The sequence below is a fragment of the Pseudomonas syringae group sp. J248-6 genome (genome assembly GCF_032586995.1).
In the GTDB taxonomy this organism is placed as follows: domain Bacteria; phylum Pseudomonadota; class Gammaproteobacteria; order Pseudomonadales; family Pseudomonadaceae; genus Aquipseudomonas; species Aquipseudomonas amygdali.
In genome coordinates, this window is sequence record NZ_JAWHOP010000026.1 from 55,384 (window position 1) to 75,565 (window position 20,182).

Here is a 20,182-nt window from a genome sequence, read left to right on the forward strand (position 1 = left end):
ATGGACTACAGGAGATATCCATGCGAGCAGGGCTGGTGGGCTACGGCAAAGGCGGGCGTTACTTTCATGCAACGCTGATTTCGAGTTTGCCCGGTGCCACATTTGCAGGCGTTGTCACCCGTTCACCCGAGCGAAAGCAGGAAGTGGCCAACGATCATCCCGGCGTGGCAACCTTCGACACGCTGGCTGAGCTGGTCGCTGCCGGGGTCGATGTCGTGGTGATTTCCACGCCCCTGGCTTCGCGCCGAGCGTTGATCCTTGAAGCGATAGAGCTGGGCGTCGGGGTGGTCAGCGACAAACCCTTTGCCAGCGACGCCGCCCAGGCGCGCGAGCTGGTGGAAGCGGCCGAACGGCGGGGCGTGCTGCTTAGCGTTTATCAGAATCGGCGCTGGGATTCCGACTTCCTCACCGTGCGCAAATTGATCGACAACAAGGCGCTGGGGCAGATCAGCCGGTTCGAGTCCAGTATCGAGCGCTATTCGCCACGCTCTGTCGGCAAGGCCAGCGGTGGTGGCATGCTGCGTGATCTGGGCAGTCATCTGGTGGATCAGGCACTGGTACTGTTCGGGCCGGTCGAGCGGGTGTACGCAGAATTGCAGTTCGCTACGCCGCAAGACGTACTGGACCACACGTTCTTCGTGTCCTTGAGTCATGCCAGCGGTGTGACTTCGCACCTGTCAGGCAGTTGTCTGCAAAATACCCCCAAGCCGCGTTTCAGGGTCAGTGGAACCAAGGGTTGTTACAGCGTCGAAGGGCTGGACGGTCAGGAGGAGGCTGCGTTTGCCGGCCTCACGCCACGGTCCGAGGGCGAGCGCTGGGGTGTCGAAGAGCATCGGCGCTGGGGCTGGTTCGAGCAGGGTGAGCACCGCGAGCGTGTGCCTTCGGAGCGCGGCTGCTGGCTTGAGTTCTACCGCCTGTTGCAGAGCGCCGTTGACGAGCAGGGCGGTAATCCGGTTGATCCTCATGATGCCATTGCATCGGCACAGGTCATGGATGCAGCCCGCTTGAGCGCCAGTGAAGGGCGGGTTGTGGTGCTGTAATCATCGTGTGCCACGCTGCATATAAAAGCCTGCCATCGGACAAGGCCCGACGCCTGACAAGCGTCGGGCTTTGTCGTATCTGCAGCCGAATAAAAATGAAATGGAATAAAATTCTAAAACCAGTTGAATTGGAAAATATTTTCCAATAGAGTCTTTTTCAGGTTACCGACTATCGAATCACTCGGGCTTTGAAGGTCTTTCAAGTCACGAGATGCACACCAACAAAAACAAAACAAAAGATAGGTACTGTCGATGAAAACCCCTACCTCTGGCCTCACCGCCAAGCGTTCTGCCACCTCTTCATTCTGGATTCGGACCATGGAGCGATTTCTCACAATCGTTGCCCGTGGCATGTGCGTGCAACACAAGGACGCGCAACTGTTCTGCATTCCCGGAGCAACCGGGATCCGCCTGTCACGCTGATTCGCTGCATCCGAACAACAATAATCTGGAGACAGATCCTCATGAAGACCAAGATTGCTTTGACCTCATTGGCCATTGCGCTGATGTTGGGCAGCGGTGCAGCTTTGGCCGATATCAAGATCGGTGTGGCCATGTCGCAGTTCGATGACACCTGGCTGACCTACCTGCGTGACGACATGAATGCCAAGGCCAAAGCCATGTCCACGACCGAGAAAGTGGACCTGCAGTTCGTCGATGCCCGCGCGGACGTCAACAAACAGCTCGACCAGGTCAAGGACCTGGTCAACAAGAAAGTCGACGCCCTGATCGTCAATCCTGTCGACACCGCTGCCACTGCGCGGATCACCAAGGACGCGGTCGCCGCCGGCATCCCGCTGGTCTACGTCAACCGCCGCCCTGACGATCCGAAACTGCCTGCAGGCGTCGCCACCGTTACGTCGGATGACATGGAGGCAGGTCGACTTCAGGCGCAATACATCGCCGACAAAATGAAAGGCAAGGGCAGTGTCATGATTCTTCTGGGTGACCTGGCCAACAACTCCACGCAAAACCGCACCAAGGGCATCAAAGAGGTGCTGGCCAAGTACCCGGACATCAAGATAGATCAGGAGCAGACCGGCATCTGGCTACGCCAGAAGGGCATGGACCTGACCAACGACTGGCTTACCCAGGGCCGTAAATTCAACGCGGTGCTGGCCAACAACGATGAAATGGCCATTGGCGCGGCGATGGCGCTGAAGCAGGCAGGCGTGGATGTGGCTAAAGGCAGCGTTTTAGTCGCCGGTGTCGACGGTACGCCAGACGGGCTCAACGCCGTTACCAAGGGCGACCTCGCAGTCTCCGTTTTCCAGGACGCCAAGGGCCAGGCCGACGGAGCGATTGATGCTGCCGTGAAAATGGCGAAAAAGGAAAAGGTCGAGCCCCAGGCGATCATCATCCCTTATCGCCTGATCACGCCTGAAAACGTCGCCACCTTCAAATAACAACGATCGCCAGGCCCGGGAGGATCTTTCCTCCCGCAGCCTGCCGTTTGAGGAGTTGTGATCATGTTTGGTTCAGCTACTGCCAACCCGCCCGCACAACGCGATCTGCCGTCCAGTGACAGCGGTAGCCCAACGCCGGATGCCCAGCCGCCTTATCTGCTGGAAATCAGCCATATCAGCAAGGGCTTCCCCGGTGTCATCGCGCTCAACGACGTCCAACTGCGTGTGCGCCCCGGCAGCGTGCTGGCGCTGATGGGCGAGAACGGTGCCGGAAAGTCAACGCTGATGAAAATCATCGCTGGCATCTACCAGCCGGACTCGGGCGAAATCCGTTTGCGTGGCAAGCCGATTCGCTTCGAGACGCCACTTTCGGCCCTTCAGGCCGGCATTGCGATGATCCATCAGGAGCTGAACCTGATGCCATTCATGAGCATCGCCGAGAACATCTGGATCGGTCGCGAACAGCTCAACGGTCTGCACATGGTTGATCACCGGGAAATGCACCGCTGCACTGCCGAACTGCTGGAGCGCCTGCGCATCAGGCTCGATCCCGAAGACCTGGTGGGCAACCTGAGTATCGCCGAGCGGCAGATGGTCGAGATCGCCAAAGCTGTGTCATATAACTCGGACGTGCTGATCATGGATGAGCCGACTTCGGCCATCACCGAAACCGAAGTCGCTCACCTGTTTTCGATCATCAACGACCTGCGCGCTCAGGGTAAAGGCATCATCTACATCACTCACAAGATGAACGAAGTTTTCGAGATTGCCGACGAGGTCGCGGTTTTTCGCGACGGTGCCTATATCGGCCTGCAGCGCGCTGAGAGTATGGATGGCGACAGCCTGATCACCATGATGGTGGGGCGTGAGTTGACCCAACTGTTCCCCGAGCGGGAAAAGCCGCCAGGCGAAGTGCTGCTTTCAGTCCGCAACCTGTGCCTGAACGACATTTTCAAGGACGTGAGTTTCGACTTGCGTGCCGGAGAGATTCTCGGCATCGCCGGGCTGATGGGGTCGGGTCGGACCAATGTGGCCGAGACCCTGTTCGGCATAACCCCCAGCGACAGCGGCGAGGTGCGCTTTGATGGCGCTACGGTACACATTGGCGATCCGCATCAGGCCATTGAGCTGGGTTTTGCACTATTGACGGAAGACCGCAAGTTGACTGGGCTGTTTCCATGCCTGTCGGTGATGGAAAACATGGAAATGGCCGTGCTCGCCAACTACGCCGGTAATGGTTTCGTGCAACAGAAGGCACTGCGTGCGCTGTGCGAGGACATGTGCAAAAAACTTCGGGTCAAGACCCCGTCACTGGAGCAGTGCATCGACACCTTGTCGGGCGGTAACCAGCAGAAAGCGTTGCTGGCACGCTGGCTGATGACCAACCCCAGGGTACTGATTCTGGATGAGCCCACCCGCGGCATCGACGTGGGGGCCAAGGCGGAAATCTATCGCCTGATCTCCCTGCTGGCCAGTGAAGGCATGGCCGTCATCATGATCTCTTCAGAGCTGCCGGAAGTTCTCGGTATGAGCGACCGGGTCATGGTCATGCACGAAGGCGAAATGATGGGCATCCTCGATCGGGGCGAAGCGACCCAGGAAAAAGTCATGCATCTGGCCTCCGGCCACAAGGTTCATTGAGTTCGCACTACAGGGCTCGGTAGAAGAAGAACAAAAGGGGAACGAACATGAGCAACGCGATTTCGCAAAACAAACCGGCCCTGGCGCCGACCAGGAACAAGCGGCGGCTGCCAACCGAGCTGAGTATTTTTCTGGTGCTGATCGGCATCGGTCTGATCTTTGAGCTGTTTGGCTGGATCGTCCGTGATCAGAGCTTTCTGCTCAACTCCCAGCGTCTGGTACTGATGATCCTTCAGGTATCGATCATCGGCTTGCTGGCCATCGGCGTGACTCAGGTGATCATTACCACAGGCATCGACCTGTCATCCGGTTCGGTGCTGGCACTGTCGGCGATGATTGCAGCGAGCCTGGCGCAAACCTCGGACTTTTCCCGGGCGGTATTCCCTTCCCTGACCGACCTGCCGGTGTGGATTCCGATCGTGGTCGGGCTCGGAGTCGGGCTGCTGGCGGGTGCCATCAACGGCAGCATCATTGCCATAACCGGTATTCCGCCGTTCATTGCCACGCTGGGCATGATGGTCTCCGCGCGTGGCCTGGCGCGTTTCTACACCGAAGGTCAGCCGGTGAGCATGCTCTCGGATTCCTACACGGCTATCGGGCAGGGCGCGATGCCGGTGATCATCTTTCTGGTGGTGGCGGTGATCTTCCACATCGCCTTGCGTTACACCAAGTACGGCAAATACACCTACGCCATCGGCGGCAACATGCAGGCTGCGCGTACTTCCGGGATCAACGTCAAGCGCCACCTGGTTATCGTCTACAGCATCGCCGGGCTGCTGGCCGGGCTGGCAGGGGTGGTTGCCTCGGCACGTGCTGCAACCGGGCAGGCCGGGATGGGTATGTCTTATGAACTGGACGCTATCGCTGCCGCAGTCATCGGCGGCACCAGCCTGTCCGGTGGGGTAGGACGAATTACCGGCACTGTGATCGGTGCGCTGATTCTCGGCGTAATGGCCAGTGGTTTTACCTTTGTCGGCGTAGATGCTTATGTTCAGGACATTATCAAAGGTCTGATCATTGTAGTGGCGGTAGTAATCGATCAATATCGCAACAAGCGCAAGACCAAGCGCTGATTTCAATCATCTGCATCAAAGGGCCTTTTCAGGCCCTTTTGTGCGTTGGATGTTGCAGGAACCGATTAGCTGTCAGCAGGTCAGAGCCTCATCAAGCAGCATGCTGGCCGGGTCTTTCGCCCGCATTTCAAGGGTTTTACGGCAATTGTTGTACAAAAATCCTTCAATTGTGTTGCCGAGCCCGCTAGCCGGCCTTAGACTGCCGCCCCTCGTAAATTGAGTGCCAGGTGGCGCTTGGAGATTATTGGTTTGCACGGCAACGTCAAGCCGCTCCTCAATGCACGTTTTTTTATAGAGAAATAAATGACAAAGGAAAAGTTGCTGGCCATGCCGGCCGATGACTACATGAACGCCGAGCAGCACGCTTTCTTCGTCGAGCTGTTGCAGGGCATGAAGGTCGAGATCCACGAGCGAATCGAGCAGAGCCGTATTGCGATCGAGAGCCTGGACACGCCTGCCGACCCTGCAGACGCTGCTTCGGTTGAAGAGGAGCGTCACTGGCTGGTCAATGTGATTGACCGCGACCAGCGCATGCTGCCCCAGTTGGAAATGGCCCTTTCGCGTATTGCCGACGATACCTTCGGCTGGTGCGATGACAGCGGTGAGCCAATCGGCCTGAAGCGTCTGCTGATCAGCCCGACCACCAAATATTGCATCGAGGCGCAAGAGCGCCACGAGCAGATCGACAAGCACCAGCGTCAGGCCTGATACGCAGGCAGCAGCTGAGTGACCGAACCGGGAGGCAAGCGATTGCCTCCCGGTTTTGTTGTGCGCGGAATTTGTCGAAAACGGATTGCTCGCTACGACCAACGGGGCATGGCATAAGGCCGTTATCTAGCGTTTAATAAACGTAATAATGATAAATACCGACGGGGTGACGCAGCATGGCCGAGAACCTATCCATGGCAGCCGGATTACCACTGGCCGATGCTCGCGGTGCTGCGTCGAAGTGGTGGGTGCCGGCGGTGCAAAGTGTCGTGTTATGCCTGCTGTTCGCCGCCATGAGCGTTATCGGTTTGTCTCTTTATATCGTCATTCCCGCAGCGCTGCTGGTGGCCTGGCTGCCGCTTTTGTTGCGCAGAAGGCAGCCTGGCTTACAAGTCGAGGCAAGTGACAGTGATATCGCGCTGCTGACCCGCGACCTGTCGCGTACCACCAGTCACAATGCACTGTCGGCCGCTCAGGTGGCATTTTCTGTCGGGCAACTGGCGGGCAAGGTGCAGTCGCAGCTGGGTGCTGCCGGACAGATAGTCAACAGCGCCGAACAGATGATTGCGACCGAGCAGCAGACTGCCCAGTTGAGTCAACAGGCGTTGGTTGCAGCCAGCGAGGCGCGTCAGCGCAGCGAATCGGGAAGCAGCGTTCTGAATGAGTCCATCGAGCGCATGCACCTCTTGAGCAAGCGTGCTATCGGCAGTCGTGAGTTGATCGAGGCGCTGAGCCAGCGCAGTGAAGAAATCCAGCGTGTGACGCTGGTCATTCAATCCATCGCCAGCCAGACCAACCTGCTGGCGCTTAATGCGGCCATCGAAGCTGCCCGGGCAGGTGAGCACGGGCGCGGTTTCGCGGTGGTCGCTGACGAAGTACGCGGGCTCGCCGGCCGTACCGCCAGCGCCACCGGGGAAGTCGGGCAGATGGTGGCCGATATCCAGCAGCGCACCGCTCAGGTGGTGGAGCAGATTCGCGAGCTGTCTTCTGACCTCGATGCGGGGGTCGAGCAGGTCGAGCTGACCGGCCAGCATCTGGGCAACATTGCCCGGCTTGCGATCGAGGTGGAAAGCCAGGTCAGCGAAATTGCTCAAGGCGCGAGGAGCAACCAGGACCAGTTGGCCAGCCTGTTCGATGCTGTCGAGCACATGCGCAGTGATCTTGCCGTCAGCGATGAACAAACCCGGCAACTGGCCAAAGCCGCCGTGCAGATGGAGGGGCAGGCCGAGACCATCAGCCAGCGGCTGGCTCAGGTCGGTCTGGATGAATATCATCAGCGTATCTATGACCTGGCTCGCGAAGGGGCGCGGCTGATCGCGGAAAAATTCGAGGCTGACATTGTGCAGGGGCGCGTCAGCCTGGATGACTTGTTTGATCGCAACTACAAACCCGTCCCCAATACCTCACCCACCCGCTTTACCACGCGTTTTGATCGCTACACCGATCAGGTCTTGCCAGCATTGCAAGAACCGCTGCTCTCGCGCCATGAAGGTCTGGTATTCGCCATTGCCTGCACGCAGCAAGGTTATGTGCCGACGCACAACAACGCTTTCAGTCAGCCTTTGACAGGCGATGCGACGGTGGACAATGCGCGTAATCGAAGCAAGCGCAAGTTCGATGACCGTACCGGCATTCGCTGCGGCAGCCATCAACAGCCTGTCCTGCTGCAAACCTACACGCGGGACACTGGCGAGTTGATGCACGACCTGTCCGTGCCTATTGTGGTCAACGGGCGACATTGGGGTGGTCTGCGCCTTGGGTATAAACCGCAAAGCCGCTGATTTTTAAAACAGGCGGCTCAGGTTAGATCAAGTATTAAATAACCTGCCCGGCTGGTTTTTCTGTTTGGTGAAATTGCGGGTTCTGAAACCCGTTTGCACACACGTGTAGGTGTTTGTTTATAAATAATAAATACCTGACGACAGAAGTTGTAGGAATACTCTGAATACGCGCTGCATGACTTGACTGATCACCGTCTTTAAGCAAGCTGTTTAAATCAACGTTATTTACGTTTTGATTTAAGTGCGGCCTTTTCTTGGCCTGCCTCTAAGGATGGAAAAGATATGAACGATAAATGGAGTGTCGAACAAACGGCAGCAATCTCGGATGTGGTAACGCGGCGCGTTACCGCGCGGGTCGGAATTTTCTTCGACGGTACGGGAAATAATCGCGTCAACAGTCAGATCGGGGCTGACTGTCAGGCATTGATTGAAATAAATGGTGGTCAGCACATTAAAGAGTGCGCGGGTCGTCATGCTCATTCTGGCAGTAGTTACAGTAATGATCCGAGCAATATAGCCAGGCTGGTCGATCTTTATCGTCTGCAGCGTGTTGCCGAACATGACAGTGCAGGCTTGAGAGTGTACTACTCGATCTATGTAAGCGGGGCGGGTACTACCTCCGGCGGGCGTGATTCGGTATGGCCGGGGCAGAGTTTCGGTCGGGGCACCACTGGTGTGATATGCAAGGTGGAAAATGCATTCAGAAAGCTTGAAACGGTATTGAAGGCATTTCCACGGGACAACCCGGATTGTGTACTGGAAGGGCTTGAGCTGGACGTGTTCGGCTTCAGTCGCGGTGCTGCGTCGGCCAGGCACCTGGCCAACGAAGTGCTGAAACAGCAGGCAGGAATGCTTGAGCCGATACTTCAAAGCCGCAAGGTCAGGCTCAGTGAGCATTTCAGTTGGCGCAACGGCAGTGTACGGCTCAAGGTTATCGGCCTGTTCGACACTGTCGCCGCCATCGGCAGTTTCAGGGATATGGGCAATACCCGGGACGCGAACAACAGGAGGGTCAATCTTTACTTGCCGCCGGGGTGTGCCCAACAGGTGCTGCATCTGGTGGCTCGTGATGAATCACGGCGTAACTTCGCGCTTAACAGCGTCCTGCCGGCATGGCCGAAAGAAATCGTTTTACCCGGTGCCCATTCCGATATAGGCGGTGGTTATCCTCCACAGATGGAAGAAAGCGTGTTGCTCACGCGTCCGCAAAGCAGCCAGGTCAATCGTGACAGCCCGTGTGAGGCGGCGCCTTGCTGGAAGGACGCCCAGGCCCTGTTAAGCGCCATGAGCCGGGATGACTGGATCGACCCGCTGGACAGCCAGGCATTTCTGAGGGTTCAGACCTGCGAAAGCAAATGTTACCCGTGCAGAAAAACCCTGAATGGCATGAAAACGATCGTTGCTGCAGTGGGGATGAACCGCCAGGTTTTTGGTCACTTGTCGAGGGTGTCGCTACAGGTCATGCATGCACTGGCCTGTGACGAGGGGGTGCCTTTCGGCCCGGTGCCAAACAGCCTTGAATTTCAGCTTCCTCCCGAGCTCGAACGCATTTCAGCCCGCCTGATCGATTATGCGCGAGGCGGGCCTTACTTACTGGAAAGTCATGAAGAGCGGCTATTGCGCTGGCGCTATATCCATCAGTCCGCTCACTGGAATGCAGTGGTCGGCAGAATGGGCACCTTTGGCGACGCCGTCTTTGTGCATGCTCCGCAACCGGGTGGCAGGACGTTGCATCCCAATGTCGGCCAGCCCGGTTATCCGCAGTAGGAATCAACGCCCGAGTGGTTCACTCGGGCTTTTTGTGAAGGCGCACATTCAGTTCGTCGACCACCATCGCCCATTCGGCATCCTCATGCAGCTGCTCCTTGAGAAAGTCAGCCTGCCGCGGCGTCCAGAAGTCGGCATCAATCAGCTTCACGTCGTCAGGCAGGGGATGGCTGGCGATGAACGCTTCGATGCTCTCATCGTCCGAATCCAGTGCCAGTTGGGCGAACAGGTCGTTGATGGTCGTTGTAGTCTGTTCCATGTCATCTCCTCGCCGGGGGATATCCCCGTCTTCATCAGTTCTTATGGGAGTGGCCGACGCACTCAAGAGTTCGATGCATTTGGCCGTGTGAGAAGATGGCCTTTTGTGCTCTGCCTACAAGTGATATGTTTCCAGTATCGCCGAATGCACACTGATCGCCTGGCTGGAACCCGTCCAGCCTTTAAGTCGTGGTCAAGCTGGCCGCCGGTTTCAGGGCTCCAGCGTTTTTGCGACACTGCAGTGTACAAAAGGTATATATCCCGTAGCTGCCATGAGCCGGTAGAATCCGCCACCCGCCTGCACAAGGTTTGCGGTGGCGCTTTCAGCGCTTCCGCGTGCAGCGTGCCGGAAAAAATCCGGTCGCTTGACGCGGTCTATGGATTAACCACTTTCTTGACTGCCCTGACATCAGGCAGCCTCATTTTCATGTTTGAGGGTTTGTACTTTGGCTGTAAGTAATCTGGATACCCATGCCTTGTTCGTGCTCGGCGATCTCCGCGCACAGTTGGTCAAGCAGTTTCAGTCCCGTTTTGTCTACATCACCGAGCAGTCAGCCGAAGGTATTTATATCGCTGAAATCGACACCGAAACCGCTCTGGTCGTCGACGACAAGCCGCGCCTGGAGCTCAAGGTAGGCGATCATTTCCGCGCGTCGGTATTGCCCAGCCGTGAAGGCGGCAAGCTCGAATTGAAATTCCGTGAAATCAAAATGACTGTGTATGGGCTGGGCGAATATGCGTTCGTCGATATCCCTGAAGGCCACGGCATTGTGTTCAAGGAAGGTCAGGCTGTGGTCATGGTGTTTGCCGCAAAAGAGCAGTTGCAGATCGGCATGAGCAAGGTTCTCAAAGGCGCAGTCGGCAAGGCCGCCAAATGGCGCAAGGGCGAGCTGACCTTCAAGGCCAGCGAGTAACGCTGACTAGGCTGAGAGCTCAGCCGCCTGCCGATTCTCCATTGCCAGTGCCGCTACTGACTTCTGCGGGCACATCGTCACCGGCCATGCGCTTGCGGAACAACGCTGTACGCGCCAGCAGCAGCGTGGTCACAGGCACGGTGATCGCCAGCAGCACCGGAATCAGCCAGGCGTGAATCACCGGCTCTGCCTTCAGAGCAGAGAAATAGATGATCGACGCCAGCGCGACGCACCAGGCACCCAGCGTCGACGCGAGGGCTGGCGGATGCATGCGCTGGAAGAAGTCCTTGAGGCGCAGCAGCCCGAGAGCACCGGTCAAGGCAAACAGACTGCTGGCGATCAGCAGCCCGGCGGTCAGTATCTCGGCCCAGAAGGGCACGGTGTTCGGCAGTCCGGTCATTCGATCACTTCTCCGCGCAGCAGGAATTTGGCCAGAGCGAAGGAGCCGACAAAGCCGAACAGGGCAATCAGCATGGCGGCTTCGAAGTACGTGTCACTGGCGTAACGGATGCCGAGCACCAGCATCATCAGCATGGCAATGATGTACAGGTAGTCCAGCGCCAGCACCCGGTCCTGGGCTGAGGGACCCTTGAGCAGGCGCAGCAGGGTGATCACCATCGCCAGGGCGAAGATCAGCAGGCTGATCAGGATCGCGTTGTCGAGCAATGCACTCATTGAAAGATCTCCATCAACGGTCGCTCATAGGTGGTCTTGAAGTGTTCAATGAATTGCGCTTCATCCTCCAGATCAAAAACATGCATCAGCAGCACACTGCGATCCAGCGCCAGTTCCGACCATACCGTTCCGGGTACGACCGTGGTGACCATCGCCAGCGCGGCGAGGCCATGGGCATCGTGCAGGTCCAGCGGGATACGCACGAAAGCCGAGCGTGGCGGACGACTTTCGAGCCGCCATACGCTCAAACCGACCTGAAGATTGGACACCACCACATCCCACCCGACCAGGCACAGAAACTTCAGGATTGTGCCAGGTTTGCGGATGCGCACCGGCAGCGGGCGCAGCGGTGCCATCAGCAAGGGCGCGAGCAAGCCCAGCACCGCACCCAGTAGCAGGTGGCCGGGGCTGATCGACAGGTTCAGCACCAGCCACAACAGCCACAGTGCCAGAGAAAGCAGAGGAGCCGGAAACAGGCGCTTCATGGCTGCCCCTCCGAACTGATTTTCTGGCTGGTAGGGCCGGGTATCGGACGTGTGGCAAGGACCGACTGCACATACTGCTTGGGCTCATGCAGCGCGGCGGCGGTGTCTTGGGTATAGCGCAACAAGGGCTCGGCCTTGAACGTCAGCGCAACGCAGAGGCCCAGCAGGATGATGATCGGCAAGCATTCATTGCGGCGCAGCAACGGCGAAGGACGCTCGTGCGGTGTCCAGAAGCGCTGTGTGCCGAGCCTGGAAAAAGCGATCAGCGACGCCAGCCCGGAAAAGATCAGCAGGCCGATCAGCAGCCATGCCTGGATTGAGAGCGCTTCGTCCTGCGCGACGTCCAGCCCCAGCGGGTTCATCAGGGCGCTGAGCAGCGTGAGTTTACCGATGAACCCCGACAGCGGTGGCATGCCGATAATCAGCAACGCACAAGCGATAAAGCTCAGGCCCAGAAATGCCATGGTCATGGGGATGACTTGACCGACCACGACTTTCTGCTCGTCGTCCAGGTTGGTGCCGGGTGGCGGATGCAGCGACTCAAGGGTGCGGGGCAGTTGATCCACGTCGTACTCCAGAGGGATCTCGTTGGCCGAGCGGGAACGCTCGACCAATTCGCCCAGCAGGAACATGGCGCTCAGCGCCAGCGTCGAGCTGACCATGTAGAACAGCGCGCCCGAGGTCAGGCTCGGCTGGGCGAAACCGACCGCAGACAGCAGAATGCCCGCTGACACCAGTATGCTCAGGCTGGCGAGGCGCTCCAGGCGCTGGGCAGCGATGATCGCAATCGCAGCGGTGAAAATCGTCGCCATGCCGCCGTAGATCAACCAGTCGCCGCCGAAGAATGCCGAGGCCCCGGCCTGCCCGGAAAACAGCAGCGTCCACAGGCGTAGCAGGGTGTAAACGCCCACTTTGGTCATGATCGCAAACATTGCCGCTACCGGCGCGCTGGCTGCCGAATAGGCCGGGACCAGCCAGAAGTTCAGTGGCCACATGCCTGCCTTGGCCAGAAATGCCGTGGCCAGAATGGCAGCGCCAGCATGCAGCAGGCCCAGATCTGACTCTGCCACTTGCGGGATCTTGATCGCCAGATCGGCGAAGTTCAACGTGCCGGTCACGCCGTATATCAGCGCAGCGCCGATCAGGAACAGCGATGAAGCCAGCAGGTTGATGGAAATGTAATGCAGGCCGGTCGACACCCGCGCCCGGCCGGAGCCATGCAGCATCAAGCCGTATGACGCTGCCAGCAGGACTTCAAAGAATACGAACAGGTTGAACAGGTCGGCGGTCAGGAATGCGCCATACAGCCCCATAAGCTGGATCTGGAACAGTGCGTGGAAACTGGCACCTGCCCGGTCCCAGCGCGCCAGCGCGAACAACAGGGCGCAAACACCGATGATGCCAGTCAGCACCAGCATCAGTGCCGACAGGTGATCCACCACCAGCACGATACCGAACGGCACACCCCAGTTGCCTGGCAGGTAGACACCGATCGAGCCACTGTTGCCGCTGTGCTGTACCCAGAGAAACAGCACCACGGAAATGCCCAGCCCGAGGATGCTGGAAAACAGATTGATGCGTCCCTTGAGCGGCCGATGCTTTTCGCCCAGCCAGAGCATCAGCCCGGCGGTCAGTAACGGCAGCAGGATCGGCGCAATGATCAGTTGATTCATCCAGCTCATGCCTTGGGCTCCCGGCCATCTACATGGTCGGTGCCGGTCAGGCCTCTGGAGGCGAGCAATACCACCAGAAACAGCGCGGTCATGGCGAAGCTGATGACGATGGCGGTCAGTACCAGCGCCTGCGGCAGTGGGTCAGTGTAATTGAGCAGGTCCTGGGGAATGCCGTCCTTGATGATCGGTTCTCTGCCGATGAACAGGCTGCCCATGCTGAAAATGAACAGGTTGACCCCGTAAGACAGCAGGCACAGCCCCATGACCACCTGAAAGGTGCGTGGCCGCAGGATCAGCCAGACGCCCGAGGCGGCCAGCACGCCGATGGCGATTGCAATGACTTCTTCCATCAGAGGATTCCTTGCGGGTTGGCAACGGGTTTGGGTAGTTGCGTCGGACGGTGGCTGCGCACCGACTGGTGAGCCAGCGCGGTGAGGATCAGCAGCGTCGAGCCGACGACCACGGCGTACACACCGACATCGAAGAACAGCGCACTGGCGATGTGAATATCGCCCAGAATCGGCAAATCGACGTGCGCGGTGTGCGTGGTCATGAACGGATAACCCAGCACCATGGAACCCGCTCCGGTCAGAACCGCGCACAACAGGCCTGTGCCCATCCAGCGTAATGGACGCAGGCTCATTTGCGCCTCGACCCATTGGGTACCTGCCACCATGTATTGCAGGAGGAACGCCACCGACATCACCAGCCCGGCCACAAACCCGCCGCCTGGCTGGTTATGCCCTCGAACGAACAAGTACATCGAAATGATGAAGGCAATCGGCAGCAGTAATCGCACCAGCGCTGCCGGAACCATCATGAAGCCGAGTGCGGTATCGCTGGCACTGCGCGGGTTGACCAGATCAGTCACCACGTCACGGGCCAGCAGGCGTTGCTGTGTGGGCAGCAGAATGCTTTCCTTCGGCGGGCGGAAGCGACGCAACAGGGCAAACACTGTCAACGCCACCGCCGCCAGCACGGTGATTTCGCCAAACGTATCGAAGCCGCGGAAGTCCACCAGCATCACGTTGACCACGTTGGTACCACCGCCCTGAGGCAGCGCGCGGCTCAGGTAAAAGGACGAAATAGCGTTGGGTGTCTGACGGGTCAGCATGGCGTAGGACAATATCGCCATACCCAGGCCGACAAGAACCGCCAGCCCGAAGTCGCGTATTCGCCGGGTACGAGCGCGCAGGCGCGCGCTCAATGGGGCGACGTCTTCATTGCGTCGCGGCAGCCAGCGCAGACCGAGCAGGATAAGTACCGTCGTCACTACTTCCACGACCAGTTGAGTCAGCGCCAGATCAGGTGCCGAGAACCAGACGAAGGTGATGCAGGTCATCAGGCCGCAGACGCTGACCATGACCAGTGCTGCCAGACGGTGATACTTGCCTTGCCAGGCTGCACCTATTGCGCAGGCAATTGCGATAAGCCAAAGCGTGACAAACACCCCGGAGCCCGGAATCTTCGGCCGGTCGCCCCAGGTCAGGCCACTGAAATACATCGGTATGAAGCCGCCCAGTACGGCTGCCAGTACCAGCAGAAACAGTTGCGGCTGCAAGCGACGAGTACTGACCTTGCGCTCGAAACGCCGCGCCCAGTGCATCATCACTACCTGGCTGCGTTCGAAAAAGCGCTTGCCGTTGAGTCTGCCCACCAGCGGCGGGGCAGTAATGCGCTCGTGCTTGAGAGGTTTGCGCAGCAATAGATACAGGGTGATACCGCCAGCCATCGCCACCAGGCTCATAACCATCGGCAGGTTCCAGCCGTGCCAGATCGCCAGGCTGTATTCGGGCAATGTTCCGCCGACTACCGGACGCGCAGCGGCGGCGAGCAGGGGAGCGACCGATTGCGCCGGGAAAATCCCCACGATCAGGCACGTCAGCACCAGCAGTTCTACCGGCGCACGCATCCAGCGCGGCGGCTCATGCGGCAAGTGCGGCAGGTCCTTGGCCGCCGGACCGAAAAACACATCGACCGTGAAACGCAGCGAATAGGCAACGCTGAATATCCCGGCGATGGTCGCGATCACTGGCAAGGCAATTTCGACCCAGGCAGTGGCGGAAATGAACACGGTTTCGGCAAAGAACATTTCCTTGGACAGAAACCCGTTGAGCAGCGGCACGCCGGCCATCGATGCACTGGCGACCATCGCCAGTGTTGCGGTGTAGGGGAGCAGCTTCACCAGCCCACTGAGACGCCGGATATCTCGCGTTCCGCTCTCGTGGTCGATAATCCCGGCGGCCATGAACAGCGAGGCCTTGAAGGTCGCGTGGTTGAGAATGTGAAAGACCGCAGCTACCGCAGCCAGCGGGCTGTTGAGGCCCAGCAACAGCGTGATCAGGCCCAGATGACTGATGGTCGAGTAGGCCAGCAGGCCCTTCAGATCATTCTGGAAGATGGCCGCGTAGGCGCCGAGAATCAGCGTGCAGGCACCTGCGCCGCTGACGATCCAGAACCATTGCTCAGTGCCGGACAACGCAGGCCACATTCGTGCCATGAGAAACACCCCGGCCTTGACCATGGTCGCCGAGTGCAGATACGCCGACACGGGTGTAGGGGCGGCCATTGCGTGGGGCAGCCAGAAATGGAAGGGGAATTGGGCGCTTTTGGTCAATGCACCGATCAGAATCAGGGTCAGCAATACCGGGTAAAGGGCATGGGCGCGAATCGCATCTCCGGATGCCAGCACCCGGTCCAGGTCATAACTGCCTGCCACGTGCCCGAGGATCATCATGCCAGCCAGCAGCGCCAGCCCCCCCGCACCGGTGACCATCAGCGCCATGTAAGCGCCGCGCCGTGCATCGGCGCGGTGGTGCCAGTAGCCGATCAGCAGGAACGAGAACAGGCTGGTCAGCTCCCAGAAAAACACGATCTGAATCAGATTGCCGGACATCACCAGGCCAAGCATGGCACCCATGAAAGCCAGGAAAAACGCGAAGAAACGCGGCACCGGATCATCCGGCGACATGTAGTAGCGGGCGTAGAGCGAGACCAGCGCACCAATGCCCAGCACCAGCATCGAAAACAGCCAGGCGAAGCCGTCGATACGCAGAACGAAGTTCATCCCCAGGCTCGGCAGCCAGAAGTACTCTTCGCGAATAACGCCGCCGTCGGCGATCTGCGGGAACCACAATGCCATCTGGATAGCGCCGATGAGGGCGACCAGACCGGCCAGAAACGATTCTGCGTTACGCGCGTTGTGCGGCAAAAAGGCCGCCAGACAGCTGCCGATGAAAGGCAGAAGCAGTAGAACTATCAGGGACATAGGCTTCTAATCTGCAGGGGAATGTCAAGCATCATACGTGCCAGACACCCCGATACCAAAGGGACTGTTTCCGAAATTTCCTACAAAAAGTGTCTGCTGTTTTTAAGGCAGCAAAAAGTTGTCACGGGACATGTGTTTCACGGCGCACAATAGCCGACGTTCACTCGGCTTTGCGCATGCCATCTTCTTCAGCAAGGCTCTGTTCACCGGGGGCAGAACGCCGCTTCATTTCGCTGACGATCACCCCTGCCACAATCAGTGCTGCGCCCAGCAGGGCGATACCCGGCAAGCGCTCCCCGGCAAGTCTTCCGACAATCCCGGCCCAGACCGGTTCACCGGCATAAATCACCGTGGCGCGGGTAGGCGAAACACTTTTCTGTGCCCAGTTCATGGCGATCTGGATAATCGCACTCATCGCGCCAAGCCCTACTGCGCTGAGCACCAGCAACCAGGAAAAGTCCGGCAAGCGTTCCTGAGTCGGCACGATCATCAGAAAGGCCAGAGCGGAGGCGGTTGCCAGTTGCACCACGGTGACCCGCCGCACATCGACCTTGCCGGCATAGGCACTGATCATGATGATCTCGGCGGCGATGGCCACCGCGCTGATCAGCGTCACGATCTCGCCGGAGCTGAGTTGCAGAGAAGCGCCTTGCGGCCCGGATACCAGCATCAGCCCGGTAAAGGCGAGAAGGATGCCCAGTGTCGGCATCAATCCCGGTCGACGGCCAAGCACCAGCCATTGCAATAAAGGTACGCAAGGTACATAGAGCGCGGTGATGAAGGCGGACTGGCTGCTGGGGATGGTTTGCAGTCCGATGGTCTGCAAGCCATAACCGAGCATGATCGAGGTCCCGATGAACACGCCGGCCTTGAGTTCAATAAAGGTCAGCCCGCGCAGCACCTTCATTGAAAACAGCGCTACGATAAGCGCCGCTGCGGCGAAACGCAGACCGACGAAGAACATCGGGCCTCTGACGGTCAGCGCATGCTGGACCAGCAGGAAAGTACCGCCCCAGAGCATGGTGATCAGAATCAGCACGGCTTCTGCCTTGCTGATGCGGGGTAATCGGCTGATAGACTTCATGTCAGCTCCAGATTCCAGTGAATGGCGATGAATGACGATGCGCCTGATGAGAGGCGGAACACTCTGAAAGCGTCCTCGGATTGGGCAGTATAATGCGCAACGGTTTTATGTGAGCACCACCATGCACAAAGAAAATTCTCAGCGCCCACCGGTGTTGCAGCACGTCAGTCAGAACGTGCGGCGTTTGCGCAACTGCGCTGACCTCAGCCAGACCGCTCTGGCGGAAAAGTCCGGGGTCAGCCGCCGCATGCTGGTCGCTATCGAGGCGGGCGAGAAAAACGTCAGTCTGGCAACGCTGGACCGGGTAGCCGAAGCATTGCAGGTGGCGTTCAGTGACTTGATCCAGGCCCCCGAAAATCCCGATTACAGCCGTATCAACGAACTGGCCTGGGCCGGTACGATTTCTGGCAGCAAGGCCGTCCTGCTGGCCCGAGCGGTTGCCCGCCGGGAAGTCGAGCTGTGGGAGTTCTGCCTGGAGCCCGGTGATGCCTATGTCTCGGAAGCCGATCCGGATGGCTGGAGTGAGCAGGTGTATATCGTGGAGGGGTATCTGACTCTGCGCCTCTCCGATCCTGCAGCCGTGCAACAGGTCGGCCCGGGCGAGTTTTTCATGTTCCCCAGCAATCAGCCGCATCGCTATTGCAATGAGGCTGACGTGCCCTTGCGCTTTGTGCGTAACGTCGTGCTCTGACCTCCCGACTCTTTTATCGCAACCCGACCGAGGTGCTGCTCGATGACCGAAGACCCTAACCAGACGGCTGACATTCTGATCATCGGCGGCGGTCTGAGCGGCACCATGCTGGCGGCGCAGTTGCTACGCAGGCCTGGCCAGCGCCGGATCCTGATCATCGAAACCCGCAGCGAGCTTGGCCGGGGCGAGGCCTACAGCGCAACAGAGCCGGGCCATACGCTCAATGGCAATGCGGCGCGCATGAGCGTCGACCCCGATGACCCGGACGACCTCACGCGCTGGCTGACGGCCTATCTGGCCGAGGGCGGCTGGCCTGAAGCGGCCGGGCAGAAGGTCCCGGTCGCCGAGCTGTTCCCGCCGCGCGGCGTGTTCGGGCTTTATGTCCAGCAGCGATTGCGTGAAGCCCGTGGCGCTGGCGAGGCGTTTGGCTCTACGGCAACGCATGTGCCCGGCGAAGCGGTCGATGTACAGGTCGATGAACAGGGCGTGAGCGTCACGCTGGCCGACGGTCGTATATTGCGTGGCAGCCAGGCCGTACTGGCGACCGGTATGTACGCTGCTTCACGCACACCGCAGCGTGAGTCGAACGCACTGAACGCGGCAGCGCTGGACCCCTGGAACGTACAGGCAATGCAACAGCTCGATGCTCAGTCCAGGGTGCTGATCATCGGCTCGGGTCTGACCATGGTCGATGCGCTGGTCTCGCTGGAAAAGGCCGGGCACCGCGGGCCGATTCAGATCTATTCCAGGCATGGCCTGCTGCCCCATGTGCGACGCCAGCCACCGGAATGGTCTGATTTTCTGGCGCAGGACCCGAGTATCCGCAGCACTCGCCAACTGGTACACAAGGTGCGCGAGCAGTGCGAGCTGGCCATCGAAAGCGGCATTGACTGGCAGGCCCCGCTGGACACCGTGCGTGCCAACGTCGGCAGGCTGTGGAATCAGGCCACTGACAGGCAGCGCCGTCAGTTTGTCCGTCATGTACGGCCATGGTGGGAGAGTCATCACCATCGCTCGCCGCCACCCAGCGCCGCACTGCTGGCGCAACTGATCAGGCAAGGTCGGCTGAGCATTGACGCCGCTTCGTTGCAGGCTGTTGCGAGCCTGCCGTCAGGCCAGGTGCAGATCAGCGTGCGTCGGCGCGGTGATAGCGAACCGACGCAGATCGTTGGCGATGCCTTGATCAACTCCACCGGCATTGAATACGACTGGCGACGGGTGGATCGCCCGTTGCCTCGTCAATTGCTGCTGCGAGGTTTGATTCAGCCCGGACCGCTGGCGCTGGGCATTGCTGCCGACGCCGGTGGCGCGGTGCTCGACGCGCAAGGTCACTGCTCGTCACGCCTGTTCGCCATGGGCCCGCCACTGCGCGGCATGTGGTGGGAAAGCACCGCAGTGACCGACGTGGCGATTCAGGCCAAGGCTCTGGCGATGCGTTTGTCGTGAAGCGCCGCGTGCTCGGGAGAGGACGCAGAGCGTCCAGAAAGGCATGCCCACGCGGAGCATGGGCACGATAGCGTTCTTACGGACAGCGAGCGCTCCTCAGGCTCCAGCGTGGAAATACCGTCCATGATGCTCCGCGTCAGCTTTTGCGCCGCACCGCGTGCTCAGGAGAGGACGCAGAGCGTCTAGAAAGGCATACCCACGCGGAGCATGGGCACGATAGCGTTCTTACGGACAGCGAGCGCTCCTCAGGCTCCAGCGTGGAAATACCGTCC

Annotated in this window: 19 protein-coding genes; 11 read left to right on the forward strand and 8 right to left on the reverse strand. The window is 59.2% G+C overall.

The annotated features are described in order from the left end of the window. The first annotated feature begins 20 nt into the window (after positions 1-20). From RYC17_RS23705 to RYC17_RS23740, 8 genes are all read left to right on the forward strand, one after another. Positions 21-1,040, forward strand: a complete 1,020-nt coding sequence (locus RYC17_RS23705; RefSeq protein ID WP_058401605.1) for a Gfo/Idh/MocA family protein — start codon at positions 21-23, stop codon at positions 1,038-1,040. Positions 1,041-1,292: 252 nt separating this feature from the next. Then, positions 1,293-1,463, forward strand: coding sequence for a hypothetical protein (locus RYC17_RS23710; protein ID WP_154618444.1), 171 nt, complete (start codon positions 1,293-1,295; stop codon positions 1,461-1,463). A gap of 41 nt (positions 1,464-1,504) precedes the next feature. Next, positions 1,505-2,446, forward strand: coding sequence for a sugar ABC transporter substrate-binding protein (locus RYC17_RS23715; protein ID WP_058401606.1), 942 nt, complete (start codon positions 1,505-1,507; stop codon positions 2,444-2,446). A 63-nt stretch (positions 2,447-2,509) separates the two neighbouring features. Next, positions 2,510-4,087: a sugar ABC transporter ATP-binding protein gene (locus tag RYC17_RS23720; RefSeq protein WP_316904574.1), complete on the forward strand. Its 1,578-nt coding sequence runs from the start codon at positions 2,510-2,512 to the stop codon at positions 4,085-4,087. Positions 4,088-4,134: 47 nt separating this feature from the next. Then, positions 4,135-5,160, forward strand: coding sequence for an ABC transporter permease (locus tag RYC17_RS23725; RefSeq protein WP_002554079.1), 1,026 nt, complete (start codon positions 4,135-4,137; stop codon positions 5,158-5,160). A gap of 303 nt (positions 5,161-5,463) precedes the next feature. After that, a complete protein-coding gene (locus RYC17_RS23730; RefSeq protein WP_002554078.1) occupies positions 5,464-5,868 on the forward strand; it encodes a TraR/DksA family transcriptional regulator in 405 nt (134 codons plus the stop codon). Positions 5,869-6,428: 560 nt separating this feature from the next. Then, the gene (locus RYC17_RS23735; RefSeq protein ID WP_404944498.1) at positions 6,429-7,649 is read left to right on the forward strand and encodes a methyl-accepting chemotaxis protein; all 1,221 of its coding nucleotides are present in this window, start codon (positions 6,429-6,431) and stop codon (positions 7,647-7,649) included. A gap of 282 nt (positions 7,650-7,931) precedes the next feature. Further along, positions 7,932-9,416 carry a DUF2235 domain-containing protein gene (locus tag RYC17_RS23740; protein ID WP_316890072.1) on the forward strand — a complete coding sequence of 495 codons (1,485 nt, stop codon included), beginning with the start codon at positions 7,932-7,934 and terminating at the stop codon, positions 9,414-9,416. Between the two features lie 19 nt (positions 9,417-9,435). Here the strand turns inward: RYC17_RS23740 and RYC17_RS23745 are convergent, their stop codons facing one another. Beyond that, positions 9,436-9,675 carry a DUF2789 domain-containing protein gene (locus RYC17_RS23745; protein WP_002554074.1) on the reverse strand — a complete coding sequence of 80 codons (240 nt, stop codon included), beginning with the start codon at positions 9,673-9,675 and terminating at the stop codon, positions 9,436-9,438. Positions 9,676-10,120: 445 nt separating this feature from the next. On the opposite strand from RYC17_RS23745, the gene RYC17_RS23750 reads away from it, so the two are divergent. Beyond that, positions 10,121-10,588, forward strand: a complete 468-nt coding sequence (locus tag RYC17_RS23750) for a hypothetical protein (RefSeq protein ID WP_058401610.1) — start codon at positions 10,121-10,123, stop codon at positions 10,586-10,588. Positions 10,589-10,607: 19 nt separating this feature from the next. Here the strand turns inward: RYC17_RS23750 and RYC17_RS23755 are convergent, their stop codons facing one another. From RYC17_RS23755 to RYC17_RS23785, 7 genes are all read right to left on the reverse strand, one after another. After that, complete coding sequence (locus tag RYC17_RS23755; protein ID WP_002554072.1) at positions 10,608-10,988, reverse strand: Na+/H+ antiporter subunit G; 381 nt, start codon at positions 10,986-10,988, stop codon at positions 10,608-10,610. After that, a complete protein-coding gene (locus RYC17_RS23760) occupies positions 10,985-11,263 on the reverse strand; it encodes a K+/H+ antiporter subunit F (RefSeq protein ID WP_002554071.1) in 279 nt (92 codons plus the stop codon). The genes RYC17_RS23755 and RYC17_RS23760 overlap by 4 nt, the downstream gene beginning before the upstream one ends. Continuing rightward, positions 11,260-11,748, reverse strand: a complete 489-nt coding sequence (locus RYC17_RS23765) for a Na+/H+ antiporter subunit E (RefSeq protein ID WP_005732668.1) — start codon at positions 11,746-11,748, stop codon at positions 11,260-11,262. Before RYC17_RS23765 ends, RYC17_RS23760 begins: the two co-directional genes overlap by 4 nt. After that, positions 11,745-13,430: a monovalent cation/H+ antiporter subunit D gene (locus RYC17_RS23770; protein WP_316904575.1), complete on the reverse strand. Its 1,686-nt coding sequence runs from the start codon at positions 13,428-13,430 to the stop codon at positions 11,745-11,747. Before RYC17_RS23770 ends, RYC17_RS23765 begins: the two co-directional genes overlap by 4 nt. Then, on the reverse strand, positions 13,427-13,771 hold the full coding sequence (locus RYC17_RS23775) for a Na+/H+ antiporter subunit C (RefSeq protein ID WP_002554068.1): 345 nt from the start codon (positions 13,769-13,771) through the stop codon (positions 13,427-13,429). Before RYC17_RS23775 ends, RYC17_RS23770 begins: the two co-directional genes overlap by 4 nt. Then, complete coding sequence (locus tag RYC17_RS23780) at positions 13,771-16,689, reverse strand: monovalent cation/H+ antiporter subunit A (RefSeq protein WP_316904576.1); 2,919 nt, start codon at positions 16,687-16,689, stop codon at positions 13,771-13,773. The genes RYC17_RS23775 and RYC17_RS23780 overlap by 1 nt, the downstream gene beginning before the upstream one ends. A gap of 160 nt (positions 16,690-16,849) precedes the next feature. Continuing rightward, positions 16,850-17,773 carry a DMT family transporter gene (locus RYC17_RS23785; RefSeq protein ID WP_316904577.1) on the reverse strand — a complete coding sequence of 308 codons (924 nt, stop codon included), beginning with the start codon at positions 17,771-17,773 and terminating at the stop codon, positions 16,850-16,852. A 121-nt stretch (positions 17,774-17,894) separates the two neighbouring features. Here RYC17_RS23785 and RYC17_RS23790 point away from each other — a divergent pair, with 121 nt between their 5' ends. Then, entirely contained in the window at positions 17,895-18,464 is a 570-nt protein-coding gene (locus tag RYC17_RS23790; RefSeq protein ID WP_058401615.1) for a helix-turn-helix domain-containing protein, read from the forward strand. 42 nt (positions 18,465-18,506) lie between these two features. Next, complete coding sequence (locus RYC17_RS23795) at positions 18,507-19,910, forward strand: FAD/NAD(P)-binding protein (RefSeq protein ID WP_316904578.1); 1,404 nt, start codon at positions 18,507-18,509, stop codon at positions 19,908-19,910. Positions 19,911-20,182: the final 272 nt, after the last annotated feature.